Origin of the sequence: Streptomyces sp. NPDC101166, assembly GCF_044768125.1 — a bacterium.
In the GTDB taxonomy this organism is placed as follows: domain Bacteria; phylum Actinomycetota; class Actinomycetes; order Streptomycetales; family Streptomycetaceae; genus Streptomyces.
Genome location: NZ_JBIWPF010000022.1, coordinates 103,158 through 121,507, shown reverse-complemented (window position 1 = coordinate 121,507; position 18,350 = coordinate 103,158). Strand labels below are relative to the sequence as shown.

The following is an 18,350-nucleotide window of genomic DNA, read 5'->3' as shown; positions in this document are numbered from 1 at the left end:
AACCGAACTCGCGCGGGAGGTGCCCCCATCGCCGCCGCGAGCCCCGCCCTCCGGGCGGACGACGCTACTTTCGAAACACGCCCTAGCCGCCGCCCCGGGGGCCGGTGCGGCGACCGCTTTTACCCGACCTTCGCCGCACCAAACCTGACGTGATCCACATCACCCGGCCCGAGCTACTGCTCGCAACCGCTTGCTTGATACAAATTGCCCGCGCGTTCCTGTCCGTCGACGGTCGGCGCCCCATCCCCTTTTCAGAGCCGCCCCTTTCGCACGCCCAGGAACGCCCGTGTTCGCCCCCCCGCACCACTCCCTGGCCCCTCGTCGCCCTTTTCACGGCCGGGTACCTCGCCCCCTATCTCCTGCCCACCGTCGTCGGCAGGCTGGACGCGGGGCTTGCGCTGTCCGCCACCGAGGCCGGCGCCGTCGGCAGCGCCCTGCTGCTGAGTTCGGCGTCGGCCGGGTTCGCCCTCGCCTCCCGGGTGGAGCGCGTCGGCGCCCGCACCCTGGCCAGGCTCGGGCTGGTGCTGGCCGTGCTCGGCTACGGCGGGGCCGCTCTCGCCGACAGCGTGCCCGCGGTGGTCGCGGGCGCCGTCCTCGGCGGATTCGGCTCCGGTACGGCCACGACGGTCGCCGCGACCCGGATCGCCGCCCAGCCCGACCCGCACCGGGCCTCCACGCTCGGTCTGCTCGGCGTCTCCGCCCTCGCGGGGGCCGTCTATCTGACGGTCCCGCACCTGGGCCCCGGGCACGGACAGCCGCTGGCGGCGATCGCGCTGACCGCCCTCGCCGTGTGGCCGTCGACCGGTCGGCTCCCGGGCCGCACGGTCACCGCGCCGGTCCGGCAGGGATCGACCGCCTCCCGGCTCCCCCATCTGCGGTCGGGGCTGGTGCTCGCCGTCGCGATGCCGTGCTGGTCGCTCGTGCAGAACTCCCTGTGGGGCGTCAGCGGGCGGATCGGCCTGACGCAGGCTCACCTCACCGAGGCCACCGTCGGCGTGGTGTTCGCGGTGGCGCTGGGCGCCGGACTGCTGGGGGTGCTGGGCGCCGGGGCGCTCGGCCCGCGGCTGGGCCGGGCGGCGCCGATCGGCGGCGGGACCGTGCTGATCGCCGGGTGCATCGCGCTGAGCGCGTCCGCGACCGGGCTGGGCAGCTTCGCGGCCGGCGAGATCGCCTGGAACGTGCTCTACCCGATCGTGCTGTCGTACCTGATAGGACTGGCCGCCTCGCTCGACCCGCGCGGCCGCTGGGCGGTGCTCGTCGGCTCGGCGTCCTCGCTCGGGACGGCGGCCGGTCCGCTGACCGGGAGTCTGCTGTCCGCGCAGGCCGGGTTCCCCGCGATGGGGCTGGTCCTGGGCGCCGGTCTGCTGGTCGTCGCCGTCCCCATGACCGCCGTCGCCCTGCACACGGGCGGGCGCCCGCTGCTGCCGGGCGCGGTGCGCCGGCGCGGCGGCACCCCGGCGGCCGTGGTCGCCGCGGCCACCGGCACGCCGAACGGCTCGGTGCCGCAGGTCGGCGCGCCCGAGCAGCCGGTCGTGGACATCGCCCTGGACACCCCGGTCGCGCCCGTGCGGGGCGCGTACGACACGGCCGGTCCCCGGCGGGCGGGTGCCGGGGACTGACCGGCCCGGGTCAGAAGGCGTACGCCTCCACCTCGGCCAGGTACCGCGCCCGCAGCTCCTCGTCGTCCTCCAGGAAGGAGGCGACGAAGGAGTTGCGGGCCAGCTCGCGCAGCCGCTCCTCGTCCAGGCCGAGCGTGCGCCGTACGGCGTCGAAGTTGTCGCCGGCGTAGCCGCCGAAGTAGGCGGGGTCGTCGGAGTTGACCGTGCAGAGCAGCCCGGCGTCGAGCATCGCGGGCAGCGGGTGGTCGGCGAGGGTGTCGACGGCGCGCAGCCGGACGTTGGACAGCGGGCACAGCGTCAGCGGAATCCGCTCGCGCACCAGCCGCGCCACCAGCTTCGGGTCCTCCATGCAGCGCAGCCCGTGGTCGACGCGTTCGACGCCGAGCACGTCCAGCGCCTCGGTGATGTACTGCGGCGGCCCCTCCTCGCCGGCGTGCGCGACCCGGCGCAGCCCCAGCGCGGCGGCGGCCTCGTACACCTCGCGGAACTTCACCGGCGGGTGCCCCACCTCGGCCGAGTCCAGCCCGACTCCGGTGATCCTGTCCAGGTACGGCTTCGCCGCGTCCAGGGTGGCGAGGGCCGACTCGGCGGACTCGTCGCGCAGGAAGCAGAGGATCAGCCGGGTGGAGACGCCGTGCCGCTCCCGGCTGCGGCCGAGCGCCCGCCACAGCCCCTCGACGACCGTGCCCATCGACACCCCCCGGTCGATGTGGGCCTGCGGGTCGAAGAAGATCTCCGCGTGGCGCACGCCCTGCGCGGCCGCCCGCGCGAGGTAGGCGTCGGCGAGGTCCTCGAAGTCCCGCTCGGTGCGCAGGACCGCCATCAGCTCGTAGTACAGGTTCAGGAAGGACTGGAGGTCCTCGAACCGGTACGCCTCACGCAGTTCCTCGGTGTCCTTGTACGGCAGCGACACCCCGTTGCGGGCGGCCAGCTCGAACGCCAGCTCGGGCTCCAGGGTGCCTTCGATGTGCAGGTGCAGTTCAGCTTTGGGGAGGGGCATCAAAGCATCGTACGGCCGCTTCACCGCCGTTTCGGAACCGGCACTCGCAGCAGGTCGTGCGCCACCGTCAGCTCGCCCTCGAACCCGGCGGCCCTCGCCTGCCGCTCGAACTCCCCGGGATCGGAGTAGCGCTGACTGAAGTGGGTGAGGACGAGATGCCGCACCCCCGCGTCCCGGGCGACCCGCGCCGCCTGACCTGACGTCAGGTGACCGTGCTCGATGGCGAGTTCGATGTCGTCGTCGAGGAACGTGGACTCGATCACCAGCATGTCGCAGCCCTCGGCGAGCGCGTGCACGCCGTCGCACAGCCGGGTGTCCATGACGAACGCGAACCGCTGGCCGCGCCGCACCTCGCTGACGTCCTCCAGGCCGACGCCGCCGATCGCGCCCTCCCGCTGGATCCGCCCCACGTCGGGCCCCCTCAGTCCGTGCGCGGCGAGCCGGTCGGGCAGCATGCGGCGGCCGTCCGGCTCGACGAGGCGGTAGCCGTAGGACTCCACGGGGTGGGACAGCCGGCGCGCCTCCAGGGTGTACGAGCCGGTCGTCACCAGCGGCCCGTCCGTGTCGACCGGCGCCTCGGTCACGCCGACCGTCTCGCGGTAGGCGGTGGCGTACCGGAGCCGGTCGAAGAAGCGCTGCCCGGAGCGCGGGTAGTGGGCGGTGACCGGGTGCGGCACCTTGTCCAGGTTGACGCGCTGGATGACCCCGGCGAGACCGAGGGAGTGGTCGCCGTGGAAGTGGGTGACGCAGATCCGGTTCAGGTCGTGGGCGGCGACGCCGGCGCGCACCATCTGGCGCTGGGTGCCCTCGCCGGGGTCGAAGAGGAGGCCCTCGCCGTCCCAGCGCAGGAAGTAGCCGTTGTGGTTGCGGTGCCGGGTCGGGACCTGGCTGGCGGTGCCGAGGACGACCAACTCGCGTACGGACACGGCGGTTATCCGGGAGGCCAGTGCAGGCCCCGGCCGCCGAGGAGGTGCGCGTGGGCGTGCCAGACGGTCTGGCCGGCGCCGCTGCCGGTGTTGAAGACGGTGCGGTAGCTGTCCAGCTTCTCCAGCTCGGCCACCGTCTGTGTCTCGCGGAGGACGTCCGCGGCGAGCTGCGGCGCGTCGGCGGCGAGGGCGGCGGCGTCTTTGTGGTGCGCCTTGGGGATCACCAGGATGTGGGTGGGCGCCTGGGGGTTGATGTCCCGGAAGGCGAGGGTGGTCTCCGTCTCGCGGACGATGGTCGCGGGGACGTGTCCCTCGACGATCTTGCAGAACAGGCAGTCGTCCTGCGGTTCCCCTGCCATGCGGGTCTCCTTTTCTCGCCGGTGATCTCTGTGGGGGCATGGTATCGACCGCCGCCCGGTCGCGGGCGGAGGCGGATTCCGCCCCCGCCGCCCCTACCCTCCCCCACTCTCGGCTTCGCTCGAGCGGGGGGACCCCCATCGTCCCCCCGGGGGCTGCCGCCCCGGACCCCCGCTTCGGCCCTGAACGGGCCTCGTCCTCAATCGCCGGACGGGCTGGGTGATCTCACCCTTCTCCGACAGTGGGCGGCACCTTCGCCGGCGTCGATTCCAGTGCGGCCAGCGCCAGCGACACCGCCTCGTCCAGCTGGACGTCCCGGCCCGCCGCATGGTCCTGGGGGCGGACGACGACCTCGACGTCGGGGTCGACGCCGTGGTTCTCGACCCCCCACCCGTACCCCTCCAGCCAGATCGCGTACTTCGGCTGGGTGATCAGCGTCCCGTCGACCAGGCGGTACCGGCTGTCGATGCCGACCGTCCCGCCCCACGTCCGCGTGCCCACCACCGGCCCGATCCCGAGCGCCTTGACCGCGGCGTTCACGATGTCGCCGTCGGACCCGGAGAACTCGTTGGCGACGGCGACGACGGGCCCGCGCGGCGCGTCCTCCGGGTAGCTGGTGGGCCGCATCCCGCGCGGCACGTCCCAGCCGACGATGCGCCGCGCCAGCTTCTCCACCACCAGCTGGGAGGTGTGCCCGCCCCGGTTCTCCCGCACGTCGACGACGAGCCCCTCGCGGGCCACCTCGACGCGCAGGTCCCGGTGGAGCTGCGCCCAGCCGGAGCCGACCATGTCGGGGACGTGCAGATAGCCGAGCCGCCCACCGGACTTCTCGTGCACATGGGCCCGCCGGTCCGCGACCCACGCGTGGTAGCGCAGCGCCTCCTCGTCGTCGGTCGGCACGACCACGGCGTGCCGCGGCTCGCCCCCGCCGGCCGGCGAGATCGTCAGCTCGACCGCCTTGCCGGCGGTGCCGACGAGCAGCGGTCCGGGCCCGGTGACCGGGTCGACGGGGTGCCCGGCGACGGCGACGATCGCGTCGCCGGGGCGCACGGCGACGCCGGGCGCGGCCAGCGGGGAGCGGGCGTCGGGGTCGGAGGTCTCCGCCGGCAGGATCCGGTCGATGCGCCAACTGCCGTCCTCGTGACGGGAGATGTCGGCGCCCAGCAGACCCTGGCGGGCGCCGCTGCCGTAGCCGCCGCGGGGCATGACATAGGCGTGCGAGGTGCCGAGTTCGCCGTGCACCTCCCACAGCAGGTCGATCAGGTCGTCCTTGGTCGCCACCCGCTCCAGGACCGGACGGTAGCGGTCGAGGACGCCGTCCCAGTCGACGCCGCCGAGGTCGGGCCGCCAGAAGTTGTCCCGCATGACGCGGCCGGTCTCGTCGTACATCTGCCGCCACTCGGCGGCCGGGTCGACCGTCTGGCGTACACGGCCGAGGTCGACGGTGATGTTGGAGTCGCTGTCCTCGTCGCCGGAGGCGCGCCGGTCGCTGGGGACGACCTTCAGCTTGTGGTCGGTCCACAGCAGCAGCCGCTTGCCGTCGCCGCTGACGTCGAAGTCGTCGACGTCGGAGGCGAGATGGTCCAGGCGGCGCTGGGCGAGGTCGTAGCGCTCCAGCTCGGTGTGCGGGTCGGGGGCGTCGGGTGTGGCGCGCGAGGCGCCGAGGACGCCGCGCACCGGGTGGCGCAGCCAGAGCACGCCGTCCTTGGCGGCGCGCAGCGTCGAGTAGCGGCCGGCCTCGACGGGGAAGGGGATGATCCGGTCGGCGAGCCCTTCGAGGTCGATGCGGGTGGCCGGGGTGCCCTCGCTGTCGGGGGTCTCGTCCTTGTCGTGGATCTCGAAGGGCCGGCCGTGCCGCTGCGGGCCGAACGGGGAGGGGGTGGTGGCGGCCAGCGTGACGAGGTGCGGGCGGGCGCCGGCGACGAAGGACAGGTCGAAGGCGTGCTGGTCGTAGACGGGGTCGAAGGCGCGGGCGGACAGGAACGCCAGGTGCTTGCCGTCGAGGGTGAAGGCGGGCGCGAAGTCCTGGAAGCGCAGCGGGGTCGCCTCGGCGACCGACAGGTCGGTGGTGTTGGCGAGCTTGAGCTGGCTGAGCGGGCGCGGACCGGGGTGCGACCAGGCGAGCCACCCGGAGTCGGGGGAGAAGACCAGGTCGCCGACCTCGCCGTCCTCGCTGCGGTCGACCTCGCGGACCTCGCCGGTCTCCCGTTCGACGAGCAGCAGCCGCCCGTCGTGCGCGGCGACGGCGGCCCGGCTGCCGTCGGGGGCCATGGCCAGCTCCAGGACCCGGCCGAGGCGTCCGGCGGCGAGCCGGCGCGGGGCTGCGCCGGGGGCCGCTCCGGTGGCGGGGGCGAACTCCAGGGCGTCCTCTCCCTCGGCGTCCGTCACCCACACCGCCCACTCCTCGCCCTCCACGCGGAAGGTGTGCGGCAACCGGGCCCGCACGCCCGGCTCGGCGGCAAGGACGCGGGCCGGGCCGTGGCGGTGGGTGACCCAGTGGACGGCGCCGCGGATCTCCACGGCGCTGCCGCGCGCGGTGTGGTCGGGCATCGCGGAGCCCATCCAGCGGGCGGCGGCGACCGGGAACGGCCGCCGGTCGGTGCGCTGTCCGCCGAGACGGACGTCGAGCCGGCGCGGCTCGGCCCCGTCGAGGTCGTCGAGGATCCACAGCTCGCCCGCGCCGACGTACACGATCCGGCTGCCGTCGCCGGCGGCCTGGCGGGCGTAGAAACCGTCGAGCGGGGTGTGCCGGCGCAGGTCGGAGCCGTCGGCCAGGGAGGAGTACAGCGCGCCGACGCCCTCGTGGTCGGAGAGGAAGGCGATCCGGTCGCCCGCCCACACCGGGTGCTCGATGTTGCCGTCGAGGTCCTCGTGCAGCCGGGTGAACTCCCCGGCACCCTCTCCGTCGCCGAGGGACCGGTCGATCCACAGCTTGCCCGCGGTGCCGCCCCGGTAGCGCTTCCAGTGGGCGGCCTCGCGGCCCATGGTCGCGGACAGCAGCACGGTGTGCGGGCCGTGGGCGACGCCGCCGACGGGGCCGTACGGCAGGACCGTCGACGGTCCGCCGTCGAGCGGGACGGCGTGCGCCCAGCTGCGGCGCAGGCTGGCCTGGCCGTGTGCGGTGAGCGCCAGGACCTGCCCGTCGGGGGTCCAGCCGTGCACCTGGGTGCGCCAACACCCCCAGTGGGTCAGCCTGGTGGACGGTCCGCCGTCGACGGGGGCGATGTGCGCCTCGGGGGCCCCGTCGCGGGTGGAGGTCCAGGCGACGGTCGTGCCGTCGGGTGAGATGCGCGGTGCGGAGACGGGTACGTTGTCGGCGCTGACCCGCCAGGCGCGGCCGCCGTCGAGGGGGGCGAGCCACACGTCGTCCTCGGCGGTGAAGGCCACCAGTTCGCCGTGCAGATGCGGGTATCGGATGTACGCAGCAGGCGTCGCGGACTGTGTCACCCGATCACTCTAGGCAAGGGCGCGGGCGGTGAACAGGGGCTCAGGGGCGCTGCCCTCACTTGCCCTCGACCGGTGCGCAGCGGGTGTCGGACGGGCACCAGACGGTCCGGGTGACGGTCACGGTGACGGTGGGCCGCTCCGGTCGGTCCGGGTTCGCGGAGGGGGGCGGTCGAAGCGGTGAGGGCGTCGCCGACGCGCAGTCGCCGAGTCCGCTCACCCGGAAGACCTCTCTCCCGCCCACCTGCGCGCGGAGGTCGCCGCGTACGCAGGAGCCGTCGACGGCGCGGGTGACCGTGCCGGTGACCTCGATGTCGCGGCCGTCGTCGGTCTCGCCCTGGCACTTGACCGAGGCGACGGTCTCCTCGCCCGCCGAGGCGCGGCCCTTGCCGTAGTCGGCGGTACAGGTCAGCCACCGTACGTCCGTTTTACGGCGGGCCAGTTCGGCCGTGGCGGCCTCGTCGGTGGTGTACGCCACGGACGCGGCGCTCAGCCCGCCCGGATCGCACGCCGCGAGCCCGCCCACGGCCACGAGCGCCAGTGCCGTGGCCGCGGCCGTGCGCGTCCCCGGCCGTCCTGCCCTGATGCGTCTCCAAGCCCCCATGCGGGCAGACTGCCACCGCCGCGGCGGTCGCGGTAGAGCGCGTGCCGCCGCTCACGCGCCCCGTACAGCGCCCGCGTGAGGGTCTCTCAGGACCAGCGGCCGGTGCGGCCGAGGAGGAGGGCGGTGGCGGCGGTGCCGGCGGTCGAGGTGCGCAGGACGGTGCGGCCGAGGATGTACGGCTTCGCGCCCGCCTCCTTGAACAGCGCCAACTCGTCGGAGGAAACGCCCCCTTCGGGGCCGACGACCAGCACGATGTCTCCCCGCTCGGGGAGTTCGGCGGTGGCGAGGGGCTCGCTGCCCTGTTCGAAGTCCGAGTGGAGTACGGCGGCGAAGTCCGCGCCGGCGAGAAGTGCCGCCACCTGCTTGGTGGTCGCCGCGTCCGCGACCTCGGGGAAGCGCACCCGGCGGGACTGTTTGCCGGCCTCGCGGGCGGTGGCCCGCCACTTCGCCAGCGCCTTGGCGCCCCGGTCGCCCTTCCACTGCGTGATGCAGCGGGCTGCGGACCACGGGACGATGCGGTCGACGCCGGTCTCGGTCATCGTCTCCACGGCCAACTCGCCCCGGTCGCCCTTGGGGAGCGCCTGCACGACGGTGATCCGGGGCTGCTCCTCGGGCTCCTCGTGGATGCTCTGAAGATCCATGACGACCAGCCGGTCCTTGCCCTCGGCGGCCTTGACGACGCCCTCGGCCCAGCGCCCGCGCCCGTCGGTGAGGACGACGCCCTCGCCGGGCCGCAGCCGCTTCACGGAGACGGCGTGCCGCCCCTCGGGGCCGTCGAGCACGACCTCGCCGCCGCTGAGGTCGGGAACCTCCAGCGGATCGAGCACGAACACCGGAGCCGTCATCGCCCCGCACCTCCTTCTGCGTCGGCCGCCGACGCGGCCCACACCGCGCCGGCCTCGGCCGCCAGTACCTCCACCAGCTCGCCGGCCGGCATGTCCCGGGCCATCCGGTGGCCCTGCCCCGCCCACAGAGCCATGCCCTGCGCGTCGCCCGCCGCGGCGGCCGCCTTGCGCAGCGGCGCGGTGAGGTGGTGCACCTCCGGGTAGGCGGCGGGCGCGTAGCGTCCGTGCTCGCGCAGGAAGCGGTTGACCAGGCCGCGGGCCGGCCGGCCGGTGAACGCGCGGGTCAGCCGGGTGCCCACGAACAACGGATCGGTCAGCGCCTCCTTGTGCGCGGCGGCCGCACCGGACTCGGGCGTGGGGACGAACGCGGTGCCGAGCTGGACGGCGCTCGCGCCCGCCGCGAGGGCGGCGGCGATCTGGCTGCCGCGCATGATGCCGCCGGCGGCGACGAGGGGCAGCCCGACCGCCTCACGGACCAGGGCGATCAGCGACAGCAGTCCGATGCCCGAGCCGTCGTTGTCGGGGACGTCCCGGTGGGTGCCCTGGTGGCCGCCGGCCTCGATGCCCTGCACGATCACCGCGTCCGCGCCGGCCCGTTCCACGGCGAGCGCCTCCTCGACGGTCGTGGCGGTGACCAGCGTGAACGTCCCGGCCCTGCGCAGCGAGGCCAGCACCTCGGGGCTCGGCACGCCGAAGTGGAAGGACACCGCCGCCACCGGGTCGTCGAGCAGCACCGCGAGCTTCGCGTCGTAGCCGTCGTCCCGTCCGCTGTCCGGGTCGCCGAGTTCCGTGCGGTACCAGGCGGCCTCGCCCGCCAGTTGGTGGGCGTACACCTCGACGGCGCCGGCGTCGAAGGGCGCGGCGCCCGCCGCCGTGGTGGAGCCGGCGCCTGCACCGGACTGCTCGGGCTGCGGCATGAAGAGGTTCACGCCGAAGGGCCGGGAGGTGAGCCCGCGCATCTGCTTGATCTCCCGGTACATCCCGTCGGCGGTCTTGTACCCGCCGGCGAGGAAGCCGAGCCCGCCGGCCTCGGACACGGCGGCGGCGAGCCGGGGGACGGAGACGCCGCCCGCCATGGGGGCCTGCACGATCGGATGGCGGAGAAGACCGGTCAGCGCGGAGGACATGACCGCATGGTGTCACGTCCCGGCGCCCTGTCCCGCCGGGGGCTCCGCCCCCGCCTCACCGCCCGTTGAAGGCGTCCTTCAGCCGGGAGAACAACCCCTGCTGCCCGGGCTGGAACTGCCCCAGGGGGCGCTCCTCACCGCGCAGCTTCGCCAGTTCGCGCAGCAGCCGCTCCTGCTCCGGGTCCAGCTTGGTGGGCGTCTGGACCTCCACGTGCACGATGAGGTCGCCGCGGCCGCCGCCGCGCAGGTGCGTCACTCCGCGCTGGTGCAGCGGAATGGACTGCCCCGACTGCGTTCCGGGCCGGATGTCGACCTCCTCCGCCCCGTCCAGCGTCTCCAGCGGCACCTTGGTGCCGAGCGCCGCCGCGGTCATCGGGAGGGTGACCGTGCAGTGCAGGTCGTCGCCGCGCCGCTGGAACATCGCGTGCGGCAGTTCGTGGATCTCGACGTAGAGGTCGCCGGCCGGGCCGCCGCCCGGTCCGACCTCGCCCTCGCCGGCGAGCTGGATCCGGGTGCCGTTGTCGACACCGGCCGGGATCTTCACCGTCAGCGTGCGCCGCGACCGCACCCGTCCGTCGCCCGCGCACTCGGGGCACGGGGTGGGCACCACGGTGCCGAAGCCCTGGCACTGGGGGCAGGGACGCGAGGTCATGACCTGGCCCAGGAAGGACCGCGTCACCTGCGACACCTCACCGCGGCCGCGGCACATGTCGCAGGTCTGGGCCGTGGTGCCGGGCGCCGCACCCTCGCCGCTGCAGGTGGTGCAGACGATCGCGGTGTCGACCTGGATGTCCTTGGTGGTGCCGAACGCGGCCTCCTCCAGATCCACCTCCAGCCGGATCATCGCGTCCTGGCCGCGCCGCGTGCGCGACCTCGGGCCCCGCTGGGACGCCGTGCCGAAGAACGCGTCCATGATGTCGGAGAAGTTGCCGAAGCCACCGGCTCCGAAGCCGCCCGCGCCCGCGCCGCCGGCCTGCGAGAGCGGGTCGCCGCCGAGGTCGTAGACCTGCTTCTTCTGCGGGTCCGACAGCACCTCGTAAGCGGCGTTGATCTCCTTGAACCGCTCCTGGGTCTTCGGATCGGGGTTGACGTCCGGGTGCAGCTCGCGGGCGAGCCGCCGGAAGGCCTTCTTGATCTCTTCCTGCGACGCGTCGCGGCGCACGCCGAGAACGGCGTAGTAGTCCGTGGCCACTTACGACTCCGCCAGGATCTGTCCGACGTACCGTGCCACTGCGCGTACCGCTCCCATCGTTCCCGGGTAATCCATGCGGGTCGGTCCGACCACGCCGAGCTTGGCGACTGCCTCGCCGCCCGAACCGTAGCCGACCGACACCACGGAAGTGGAGTTGAGTCCCTCGTAGGCGTTCTCGTGCCCGATACGCACGATCATGCCCGAATCCCCTGCCTCGCCCAGGAGTTTGAGGAGCACGACCTGCTCCTCGAGCGCCTCCAGGACGGGCCGGATGGTGAGGGGAAAGTCATGTCCGAAGCGGGTGAGATTGGCGGTGCCGCCGATCATCAGCCGCTCCTCGTTCTCCTCGACGAGTGTCTCCAGCAGGGTGGAGAGCACCGTCGAGACCGTGCCGCGGTCCTCCGCCTCGAAGGCCTCCGGAAGATCCTCCACCAGAGGCGGCACATCGGTGAACCGGCGCCCCGCCACCCGGCTGTTGAGCCGGGCGCGCAGGTCCGCGAGCGAGGCCTCGCCGAACGGCGCGGGGCAGTCCACCAGCCGCTGCTCGACCCGCCCGGTGTCCGTGATCAGCACGAGCATGAGGCGGGCCGGGGCGAGCGAGAGCAGTTCCACGTGCCGCACCGTGGACCGGGTCAGCGACGGGTACTGCACGACGGCGACCTGGCGGGTGAGCTGCGCGAGCAGCCGGACCGTCCGGGCGACGACGTCGTCGAGGTCGACGGCGCCGTCGAGGAAGTTCTGGATGGCGCGCCGCTCGGGGCCGGTCATCGGCTTGACGCCGGCGAGCTTGTCGACGAAGAGGCGGTAGCCCTTGTCGGTGGGGATGCGTCCGGCACTGGTGTGCGGCTGGGCGATGTAGCCCTCGTCCTCCAGGGCGGCCATGTCGTTGCGGACCGTCGCCGGGGACACTCCGAGGCTGTGGCGCTCGGTGAGCGCCTTGGAGCCGACCGGCTCCTCGGTGCCGACGTAGTCCTGGACGATGGCGCGCAGTACCTTCAGCCGCCGTTCACTCAGCATCCGCGCACACCTCCAGTGCTTCGTCCCCTTGGCGCCTTGCCTGGCACTCGTCACATCCGAGTGCCAGCGTTCCCCGGCAAGTGTACGGCCGTGGGGTGCGCAGGGGGCAAGGTCGGTCCGGTCCCGTGCCGGCCGACGGGTTCGTCACGGTTAGCGTCGCGGTATGACGGTCACTTGGGAAGAGCTGGGTTGGGAGCAGGTCTCGACGGGGGTCGGACGGCGGCGGCTGCCGGGCTGGGACTGCACGGCGGGGCTGGTCGTGGGGACCGGGGCGGTGCTGCTGATCGACGCGGGTTCGAGCCTCGCGGAGGGCACGCGGCTGCGGGCGGAGGCGGAGCGGCTCGCCGGACGCCGTGTGACTCATCTCGCGCTCACCCACCCCCACTTCGACCATGTGTTCGGGGCGGCGGCGTTCGCGGGCGCGGAGGTGTTCGCGGCGGTGGGCGCGGAGTCGGTGTTCGCGCGGGAGCGGGCCGATCTGCACGCGGACGCGGTGCGCAACGGGCTCGACGAGGCGGCGGCGACGGAGGCCGTGGACGCCCTGGTGCGGCCCCGCCACCTGGTCTCCGGGGAGTGGACCCTGGACATGGGCGGCGGGCGGCAGGTCCTGCTGGCGAACGTGGGCCCCGGTCACACGGCGCACGACCTGGCGGTGCTGGTGCCGGGGTCGCCGGAGGCGGTGTTCTGCGGCGACCTGGTGGAGGAGTCCGGCGAGCCCCAGGCAGGGCCGGACGCCGTGCCCTCGCACTGGCCGGCCGCCCTGGACCGCCTGCTCGCCCTCGGCGGCGAGGACGCGCTGTACGTGCCCGGTCACGGAGCGGTCGTGGACGCGGCGTTCGTACGGGCGCAGCGGGACGCCCTGGCCGCCCGTTTCGGCGTGTCGCCGTGACAGCGCCCCTGCTTCTCCTATCGTCGTGCGAATGCGCCAGTACTCCGCCGATCTGACCCCGTCCTGGAAGAAGCCGCAGCCGGTCCCCGAGGTCGCGGCGGAGCCCGGCCTGGTGGTGGAGGAGCCGGGCAGCGGATTCTGCGGCGCGGTGATCCGCTGCGAGGCGGGCACGGTCACCCTGGAGGATCGTTTCGGCAAGCACCGGGTGTTCCCGCTGGAGCCGCGCGGGTTCCTGCTGGAGGGGCGCCCGGTGACGCTCGTACGGCCCACGTCGGGCGGTCCGGCGCGACCCGCCCGCACCGCCTCGGGTTCGGTGGCCGTGCCGGGCGCACGCGCGCGCGTGGCCCGCGCCGGCCGGATCTACGTCGAGGGGCGGCACGACGCCGAGCTGGTCGAGAAGGTGTGGGGCGACGACCTGCGCGTCGAGGGCGTGGTGGTGGAGTACCTGGAGGGCGTCGACGATCTCCCGTCGATCGTCGAGGACTTCGCGCCGGGACCGGACGCGCGGCTCGGCGTCCTGGTGGACCACCTGGTCCCCGGCACGAAGGAGTGGCGGATCGCACAGTCGGTGACCAGCGAGCACGCGCTCGTGGTGGGGCACCCGTACATCGACGTCTGGGAGGCGGTGAAGCCGTCGTCCCTGGGCATCGAGGCGTGGCCGCGCGTGCCGCACGGCCAGGACTGGAAGACCGGGGTGTGCCGGGCGCTGGGCTGGCCGTCGGACAACACCGGCGCGGTGTGGCAGGCGATCCTGGCCCGGGTGGGCTCCTACAAGGACCTGGAGCCGGAGCTCCTCGGCCGGGTGGAGGAGCTGATCGACTTCGTCACCGGCTGACGGGGCCGGGCGGGCGTTTCAGTCCACGAGGTCCCTGACCACGGCGTCCGCCAGCAGCCGGCCGCGCAGGGTGAGGACGGCGCGGCCCTCGTCGTAGGGCCCCGGCTGCAGCAACCCCTCCGTGAGCGCCCGGCGCGCGGCCGTGAGCCCCTCTTCCCGCAGCAGGTCCAGCGGTACGCCCTCGCGCAGCCGCAGCTCCAGCAGGATGCGCTCGACCCGGCGGTCCTCGTCCGTGAGGAGTTCGCGGCCGGCGCCCGGTGAGCGGCCCGCCGCCAGCGCCGCCGCGTACGCCCCCGGGTGCTTGACGTTCCACCAGCGCACCCCGCCGACGTGGCTGTGGGCGCCCGGCCCGGCGCCCCACCAGTCGGCGCCGCGCCAGTACAGCTCGTTGTGCAGGCAGCGGGCCGCCGGTGAGGTGGCCCAGTTGGACACCTCGTACCAGTGGTAGCCGGCCGCGGCGAGGGTCTCCTCGGCGATGAGGTAGCGGTCCGCGTGCGCGTCGTCGTCCGTCATCGGGATCTCGCCCCGGCGGATGCGGCGGGCGAGCTGGGTGCCCTCCTCGACGATCAGGGCGTAGGCGCTGACGTGGTCCGGGCCGGCGCCGAGGACGGCGTCCAGGGAGGCCCGCCAGTCGTCGTCCGACTCGCCCGGCGTGCCGTAGATCAGGTCCAGGTTGACGTGCTCGAAGCCCGCCGCCCGCGCTTCCGCCACGCACGCCTCGGGCCGTCCGGGGGTGTGGGTGCGGTCGAGGGTCCGCAGCACGTGCTGCCGGGCGCTCTGCATGCCGAGGGAGACGCGGTTGAAGCCGCCCTCGCGCAGGGCCGCGAGGTACGCCGGGTCCACGGACTCCGGGTTCGCCTCCGTGGTCACCTCCGCGTCCGCCGCGAGCCCGAACTCCTCGCGGATCGCGCCCAGCATCCGCACGAGGTCGTCCGCGGCCAGCAGCGTGGGCGTGCCGCCGCCGACGAACACCGTCCGCACCTCGCGCGGATCGTCGCCCAGCACCTTGCGGGCGAGCCGGATCTCGTCGATCAGGGTGTCGGCGTAGTTGTCGCGGGAGGCGAGCACACCGCCGGTGCCGCGCAGCTCGGTGGCGGTGTACGTGTTGAAGTCGCAGTACCCGCAACGGCTCGCGCAGTAGGGCACGTGCAGGTAGAAGCCGAGGGGCCGGTCGGCCGCCCCGGCGAGCGCGGACGAGGGCAGCGCACCGTCGTCGGGAACGGGCTCACCGTCGGGGAGTGCGGAAGGCATGTGCTCCATTGTCCCGCACCGGGCGACGCGCCCTCCCCGCCCCTGCCGCCGCTAATCGGTCTGCAGCACCAGGAGGGCCAGGTCGTCCTCCGGAGGGTCGTCGCCGAAGGCGTGGACGAGGTCGCGGACGCGTTCGGCGATCAGGTCGGCGTCGAGGCCGGCGCATCCGGCCAGCGCGAGAGCCAGGCCGTCGTCGTCGTCGAACTGGCGCGGCCCCGAGCGGCGCTCGGTGACGCCGTCGGTCACGCACAGCAAGGTGTCGCCGGGCCGCAGCTCCAGGGTCTCGCTGATGTACGTGGCGTCCTCCACGACCCCCAGGAGGGTCTGCGGCTGCGCGGCCGTGGTGACCGTCCCGTCGGGTCCCAGCAGCAGCGGCAGCGGGTGCCCGGCGGAGGCGAGGGTGCAGCGGACCCCGCCGTCGAAGGGGACGAGCTCGCCGTAGAGCAGCGAGAGGAAGCGGGTCTGCGGCCCGTCCGCCGGTCCGGCCGGGCCGACGAAGGCACGGGCCGCGGCGTCGGCGGCCTCGGTGGCGTCGTCGAGGAGCAGCTGGTTGAGGCGGTCGAGGACCTCGGGGACGCCGTACCCCTCACGGGCCAGCAGCCGCAGCCAGGGCCGTGCCAGTCCGATGACGACGGCCGCCTCCGGGCCCTTGCCCTGCACGTCGCCCACGGCGAAGCACCAGCGGCCGTCGCCCGCCGGGAACAGGTCGTAGAAGTCGCCGCTCGGGCCGCCCTGCTCGCGCGGCTCGTGGACGAGGGCGCTGCGCAGTCCGGGTATCTCGGCGACCGCGCCGGGCAGCAGGCCGCGCTGGAGGACGGCGCTGATGGTGACCTGGCGGGCGTACTGGCGGGCCGCTCCGATGGCGAGCGCCACCCGGCGGCCGAGGTCCTCGACCAGCCCGGTGACCTCGTCGGGGAAGCGGAGCAGCCCGGCCCGGCCGATGACGAGCGTGCCGAGCGGGCGGCCGCCGGCGATCAGCCGGTAGGCGAGGGCGGAGCCGCCCGGGCCGAGCGCCTCGGCGGGCCAGGGGAAGGCGGTGGGCCCGGTGCCCGCCGCGTCGGGCGGGTGCGAGGGGTGCGGCGGGTGCGGCGGGTCCTTCTCCAGGGTGCGGCGCAGCTCCTCGATGTGGTGCTCGCCGCCGTGGCAGACGCGGGCCAGCCGCGGTCCGGGCCCGCACGTGCCGTCGCCCCAGCCGCGCGCGCTGAGTTCGTCCTCCAGCCACACCGCGCACCAGTCCGCCAGCCGCGGCACGAGCAACTGGCCGGTGAGCGCGGCGACCAGGTCCTCGTCGAGCTGCCCGGCGAGCAGGTCGGACGCCTCGGCGAGGAAGGAGAGCGCGCCCCGGCCGAGCCAGTCACGGGGGTGGTGCGTGGGGGCGGGCAAGCGGGCGGGGACGTCGGCGCCGGTGCGGGCGGTGTCGCCGGCGACGGCGTCGGCCCCGGTGCCGGCGGTGCGGGCGGCGGGGTCGGCGTCGGTGCGGGCGCTGCCGGCGCCGCCGGCCGGGGCGGCTTCGGCGCGGGCGGTGCAGGCGGTCATGGGCGCGTCGTCGCCGTACGCCTCCCCGGCGTTCGCAGTGTTCTCCGCGATCGGCCCGAGCCGTGCCCACACCGTCTTCGTCCCCCGGCGGTACGTCACGCCCCACGCCTCCGCCAGCGTCGCGACCAGCTGCAGTCCGCGGCCGTACTCCGGGGTGTCGTGGGGCGGTTCGGGCGTGCTGTCGCGCGGTGCGCGGGAGGGGTGGCGGTCGGAGACCTCCACGACGACGGCGTACGCCTCGGGCTCGTCGTCCTCCGCGGGGCACAGCCGGCACACCAGGTCGATGTCGGTGCCGGCGTGCACGACCGCGTTGGTGACCAGCTCGCTGACGACGAGCACGGCGTCCTCCGCGAGCCGCCCGGCGAGGTGTTCCGCGCCGGGCAGGCCGAGGCCGCTCCATTCCGTCAGCGCGCCGTGCACGAGGTCGCGGGCGGCGCCGGGCGCGTGGGAGCCGCCGGCCAGGGTCGCGCGCGTGCGCGCCGGGAGCCCGCCCGGGCGGGCGGACGCGCCGCCGGGCCGGGACACGGTCTCCCGTTGCGTAGGAATGACCCCCATGCGCAGCTCCTCGGACGGTCGACGTTTCGAGCCTCGACCTGACGATCGGCCCTCGGTCTTCGGACGATTACGCCTCTCCGGACGCCGTCAGAGTGACAGACTGACCACGCCCATAAGCGCCGAGTTATCGAAGTGGGCCGTCATGAGTGAGAACAGTGCTCCGCATGTGCTCGAAGACGGACGTATTGAGGACAGGATTCGAGCATCCGAGCTGCGCCCGCTGCTCGCGGCGATGACCGCCGCCCGCGACGGCGACTTCACGAAGCTGCCGGAGTCGGGCGACGGGATCGCGGCCGAACTGACGTCCGTCTTCAACCAGATCCTGGACCGCAGCGTGCACTTCAACGCCGAGGTCCGCCGGGTGAAGCGGGAGGTGGTGCGCTACGGCCGTCTGGACGAGCGGCTGTCGGCCAGTCCCGGCCACGGCGGCTGGGCCACGCGGGTGGACGACGTCAACCAGTTGCTGGACGCCCTGGTGGCCCCCGCGGCCAACGCGACGCGCGTCCTGGACGCGGTGGCCGGAGGGGATCTGACCCAGCGGGTCGATCTGCACGACGGGACCAGGGAGTTGCGCGGCGATCTGCGCCGGCTGGGCCGGACCGTGAACAAGACGGTGGACCAACTGTCCCTGTTCACCGGCGAGGTGACCCGGGTCGCCCGGGAGGTCGGGACCGAGGGCCGGCTCGGCGGGCGGGCCAAGGTGCAGGGGCTGTCGGGCAGTTGGCGGGACGTGACCGAGGCGGTGAACACCATGGCGTCCCGGCTGACGGCGCAGGTGCGGGACATCGCCCTGGTGACGACGGCGGTGGCGCGCGGCGACCTGACCCGGACGGTGACCGTCGAGGCGACCGGCGAGCTGCTGGAGCTGAAGCTGACCGTCAACACGATGGTCGACCAGCTCTCCGCGTTCGCCGACGAGGTGACCCGCGTCGCCCGCGAGGTGGGCACCGAGGGCCAGTTGGGCGGCCGGGCTCAGGTGCGGGGCGTGTCGGGCGTCTGGAAGGACCTCACCGACAACGTCAACTTCATGGCGTCGAACCTGACCTCACAGGTCCGCAACATCGCCCAGGTGACCACAGCCGTCGCCAACGGCGACCTCAGCCAGAAGATCACCGTGGACGCGCAGGGTGAGATCCTGGAGCTGAAGTCGACG

The 18,350-nt window shown here is 74.2% G+C and carries 15 protein-coding genes; 4 read left to right on the top strand and 11 right to left on the bottom strand.

Annotated features, from left to right (window positions below; all coding sequences use genetic code 11):
- Positions 1 to 242 precede the first annotated feature (242 nt).
- On the top strand, positions 243 to 1,619 hold the full coding sequence (locus tag ACIRS4_RS30740; protein ID WP_404202230.1) for an MFS transporter: 1,377 nt from the start codon (positions 243 to 245) through the stop codon (positions 1,617 to 1,619).
- A 10-nt stretch (positions 1,620 to 1,629) separates the two neighbouring features.
- Here the strand turns inward: ACIRS4_RS30740 and ACIRS4_RS30735 are convergent, their stop codons facing one another.
- From ACIRS4_RS30735 to hrcA, 9 genes are all read right to left on the bottom strand, one after another.
- Positions 1,630 to 2,619, bottom strand: a complete 990-nt coding sequence (locus ACIRS4_RS30735) for an adenosine deaminase (RefSeq protein WP_404202222.1) — start codon at positions 2,617 to 2,619, stop codon at positions 1,630 to 1,632.
- 20 nt (positions 2,620 to 2,639) lie between these two features.
- Entirely contained in the window at positions 2,640 to 3,545 is a 906-nt protein-coding gene (locus ACIRS4_RS30730; RefSeq protein ID WP_404202220.1) for a ribonuclease Z, read from the bottom strand.
- 5 nt (positions 3,546 to 3,550) lie between these two features.
- On the bottom strand, positions 3,551 to 3,904 hold the full coding sequence (locus ACIRS4_RS30725; RefSeq protein WP_404202218.1) for an HIT domain-containing protein: 354 nt from the start codon (positions 3,902 to 3,904) through the stop codon (positions 3,551 to 3,553).
- Positions 3,905 to 4,127: 223 nt separating this feature from the next.
- The gene (locus ACIRS4_RS30720; protein ID WP_404202216.1) at positions 4,128 to 7,349 is read right to left on the bottom strand and encodes a S41 family peptidase; all 3,222 of its coding nucleotides are present in this window, start codon (positions 7,347 to 7,349) and stop codon (positions 4,128 to 4,130) included.
- Between the two features lie 55 nt (positions 7,350 to 7,404).
- The gene (locus tag ACIRS4_RS30715) at positions 7,405 to 7,950 is read right to left on the bottom strand and encodes a hypothetical protein (protein WP_404202214.1); all 546 of its coding nucleotides are present in this window, start codon (positions 7,948 to 7,950) and stop codon (positions 7,405 to 7,407) included.
- An 86-nt stretch (positions 7,951 to 8,036) separates the two neighbouring features.
- Entirely contained in the window at positions 8,037 to 8,795 is a 759-nt protein-coding gene (locus ACIRS4_RS30710; protein WP_404202212.1) for a 16S rRNA (uracil(1498)-N(3))-methyltransferase, read from the bottom strand.
- Complete coding sequence (locus ACIRS4_RS30705; protein ID WP_404202210.1) at positions 8,792 to 9,922, bottom strand: nitronate monooxygenase; 1,131 nt, start codon at positions 9,920 to 9,922, stop codon at positions 8,792 to 8,794. The genes ACIRS4_RS30710 and ACIRS4_RS30705 overlap by 4 nt, the downstream gene beginning before the upstream one ends.
- Before the next feature lie 55 nt (positions 9,923 to 9,977).
- Positions 9,978 to 11,114, bottom strand: a complete 1,137-nt coding sequence (dnaJ, locus tag ACIRS4_RS30700; protein ID WP_404202208.1) for a molecular chaperone DnaJ — start codon at positions 11,112 to 11,114, stop codon at positions 9,978 to 9,980.
- On the bottom strand, positions 11,115 to 12,131 hold the full coding sequence (gene hrcA, locus ACIRS4_RS30695; RefSeq protein ID WP_358794203.1) for a heat-inducible transcriptional repressor HrcA: 1,017 nt from the start codon (positions 12,129 to 12,131) through the stop codon (positions 11,115 to 11,117). It lies immediately after the preceding gene.
- Between the two features lie 163 nt (positions 12,132 to 12,294).
- Here hrcA and ACIRS4_RS30690 point away from each other — a divergent pair, with 163 nt between their 5' ends.
- Together ACIRS4_RS30690 and ACIRS4_RS30685 are read left to right on the top strand one after the other, a co-directional pair.
- Positions 12,295 to 13,020, top strand: a complete 726-nt coding sequence (locus tag ACIRS4_RS30690; protein ID WP_404202205.1) for an MBL fold metallo-hydrolase — start codon at positions 12,295 to 12,297, stop codon at positions 13,018 to 13,020.
- Positions 13,021 to 13,051: 31 nt separating this feature from the next.
- On the top strand, positions 13,052 to 13,855 hold the full coding sequence (locus ACIRS4_RS30685; protein WP_404202203.1) for a DUF3097 domain-containing protein: 804 nt from the start codon (positions 13,052 to 13,054) through the stop codon (positions 13,853 to 13,855).
- A gap of 18 nt (positions 13,856 to 13,873) precedes the next feature.
- Here the strand turns inward: ACIRS4_RS30685 and hemW are convergent, their stop codons facing one another.
- Positions 13,874 to 15,106, bottom strand: a complete 1,233-nt coding sequence (gene hemW, locus ACIRS4_RS30680; RefSeq protein WP_404202201.1) for a radical SAM family heme chaperone HemW — start codon at positions 15,104 to 15,106, stop codon at positions 13,874 to 13,876.
- Between the two features lie 51 nt (positions 15,107 to 15,157).
- Complete coding sequence (locus tag ACIRS4_RS30675; RefSeq protein WP_404202199.1) at positions 15,158 to 17,197, bottom strand: SpoIIE family protein phosphatase; 2,040 nt, start codon at positions 17,195 to 17,197, stop codon at positions 15,158 to 15,160.
- A gap of 142 nt (positions 17,198 to 17,339) precedes the next feature.
- On the opposite strand from ACIRS4_RS30675, the gene ACIRS4_RS30670 reads away from it, so the two are divergent.
- Positions 17,340 to 18,350: HAMP domain-containing protein (locus ACIRS4_RS30670; protein WP_404202197.1), on the top strand; the 1,011-nt coding region annotated here is incomplete at its 3' end.

Bases quoted from the DNA above. Each gene is read 5' to 3' on its own strand.
- hrcA (WP_358794203.1), bottom strand. From the start codon at position 12,131: ATGCTGAGTGAACGGCGGCTGAAGGTACTGCGCGCCATCGTCCAGGAC.
- ACIRS4_RS30735 (WP_404202222.1), bottom strand. From the start codon at position 2,619: ATGCCCCTCCCCAAAGCTGAACTGCACCTGCACATCGAAGGCACCCTG.
- ACIRS4_RS30715 (WP_404202214.1), bottom strand. From the start codon at position 7,950: ATGGGGGCTTGGAGACGCATCAGGGCAGGACGGCCGGGGACGCGCACG.
- hemW (WP_404202201.1), bottom strand. From the start codon at position 15,106: ATGCCTTCCGCACTCCCCGACGGTGAGCCCGTTCCCGACGACGGTGCG.
- ACIRS4_RS30675 (WP_404202199.1), bottom strand. From the start codon at position 17,197: ATGGGGGTCATTCCTACGCAACGGGAGACCGTGTCCCGGCCCGGCGGC.
- ACIRS4_RS30690 (WP_404202205.1), top strand. From the start codon at position 12,295: ATGACGGTCACTTGGGAAGAGCTGGGTTGGGAGCAGGTCTCGACGGGG.
- ACIRS4_RS30705 (WP_404202210.1), bottom strand. From the start codon at position 9,922: ATGTCCTCCGCGCTGACCGGTCTTCTCCGCCATCCGATCGTGCAGGCC.
- ACIRS4_RS30710 (WP_404202212.1), bottom strand. From the start codon at position 8,795: ATGACGGCTCCGGTGTTCGTGCTCGATCCGCTGGAGGTTCCCGACCTC.
- ACIRS4_RS30725 (WP_404202218.1), bottom strand. From the start codon at position 3,904: ATGGCAGGGGAACCGCAGGACGACTGCCTGTTCTGCAAGATCGTCGAG.
- ACIRS4_RS30685 (WP_404202203.1), top strand. From the start codon at position 13,052: ATGCGCCAGTACTCCGCCGATCTGACCCCGTCCTGGAAGAAGCCGCAG.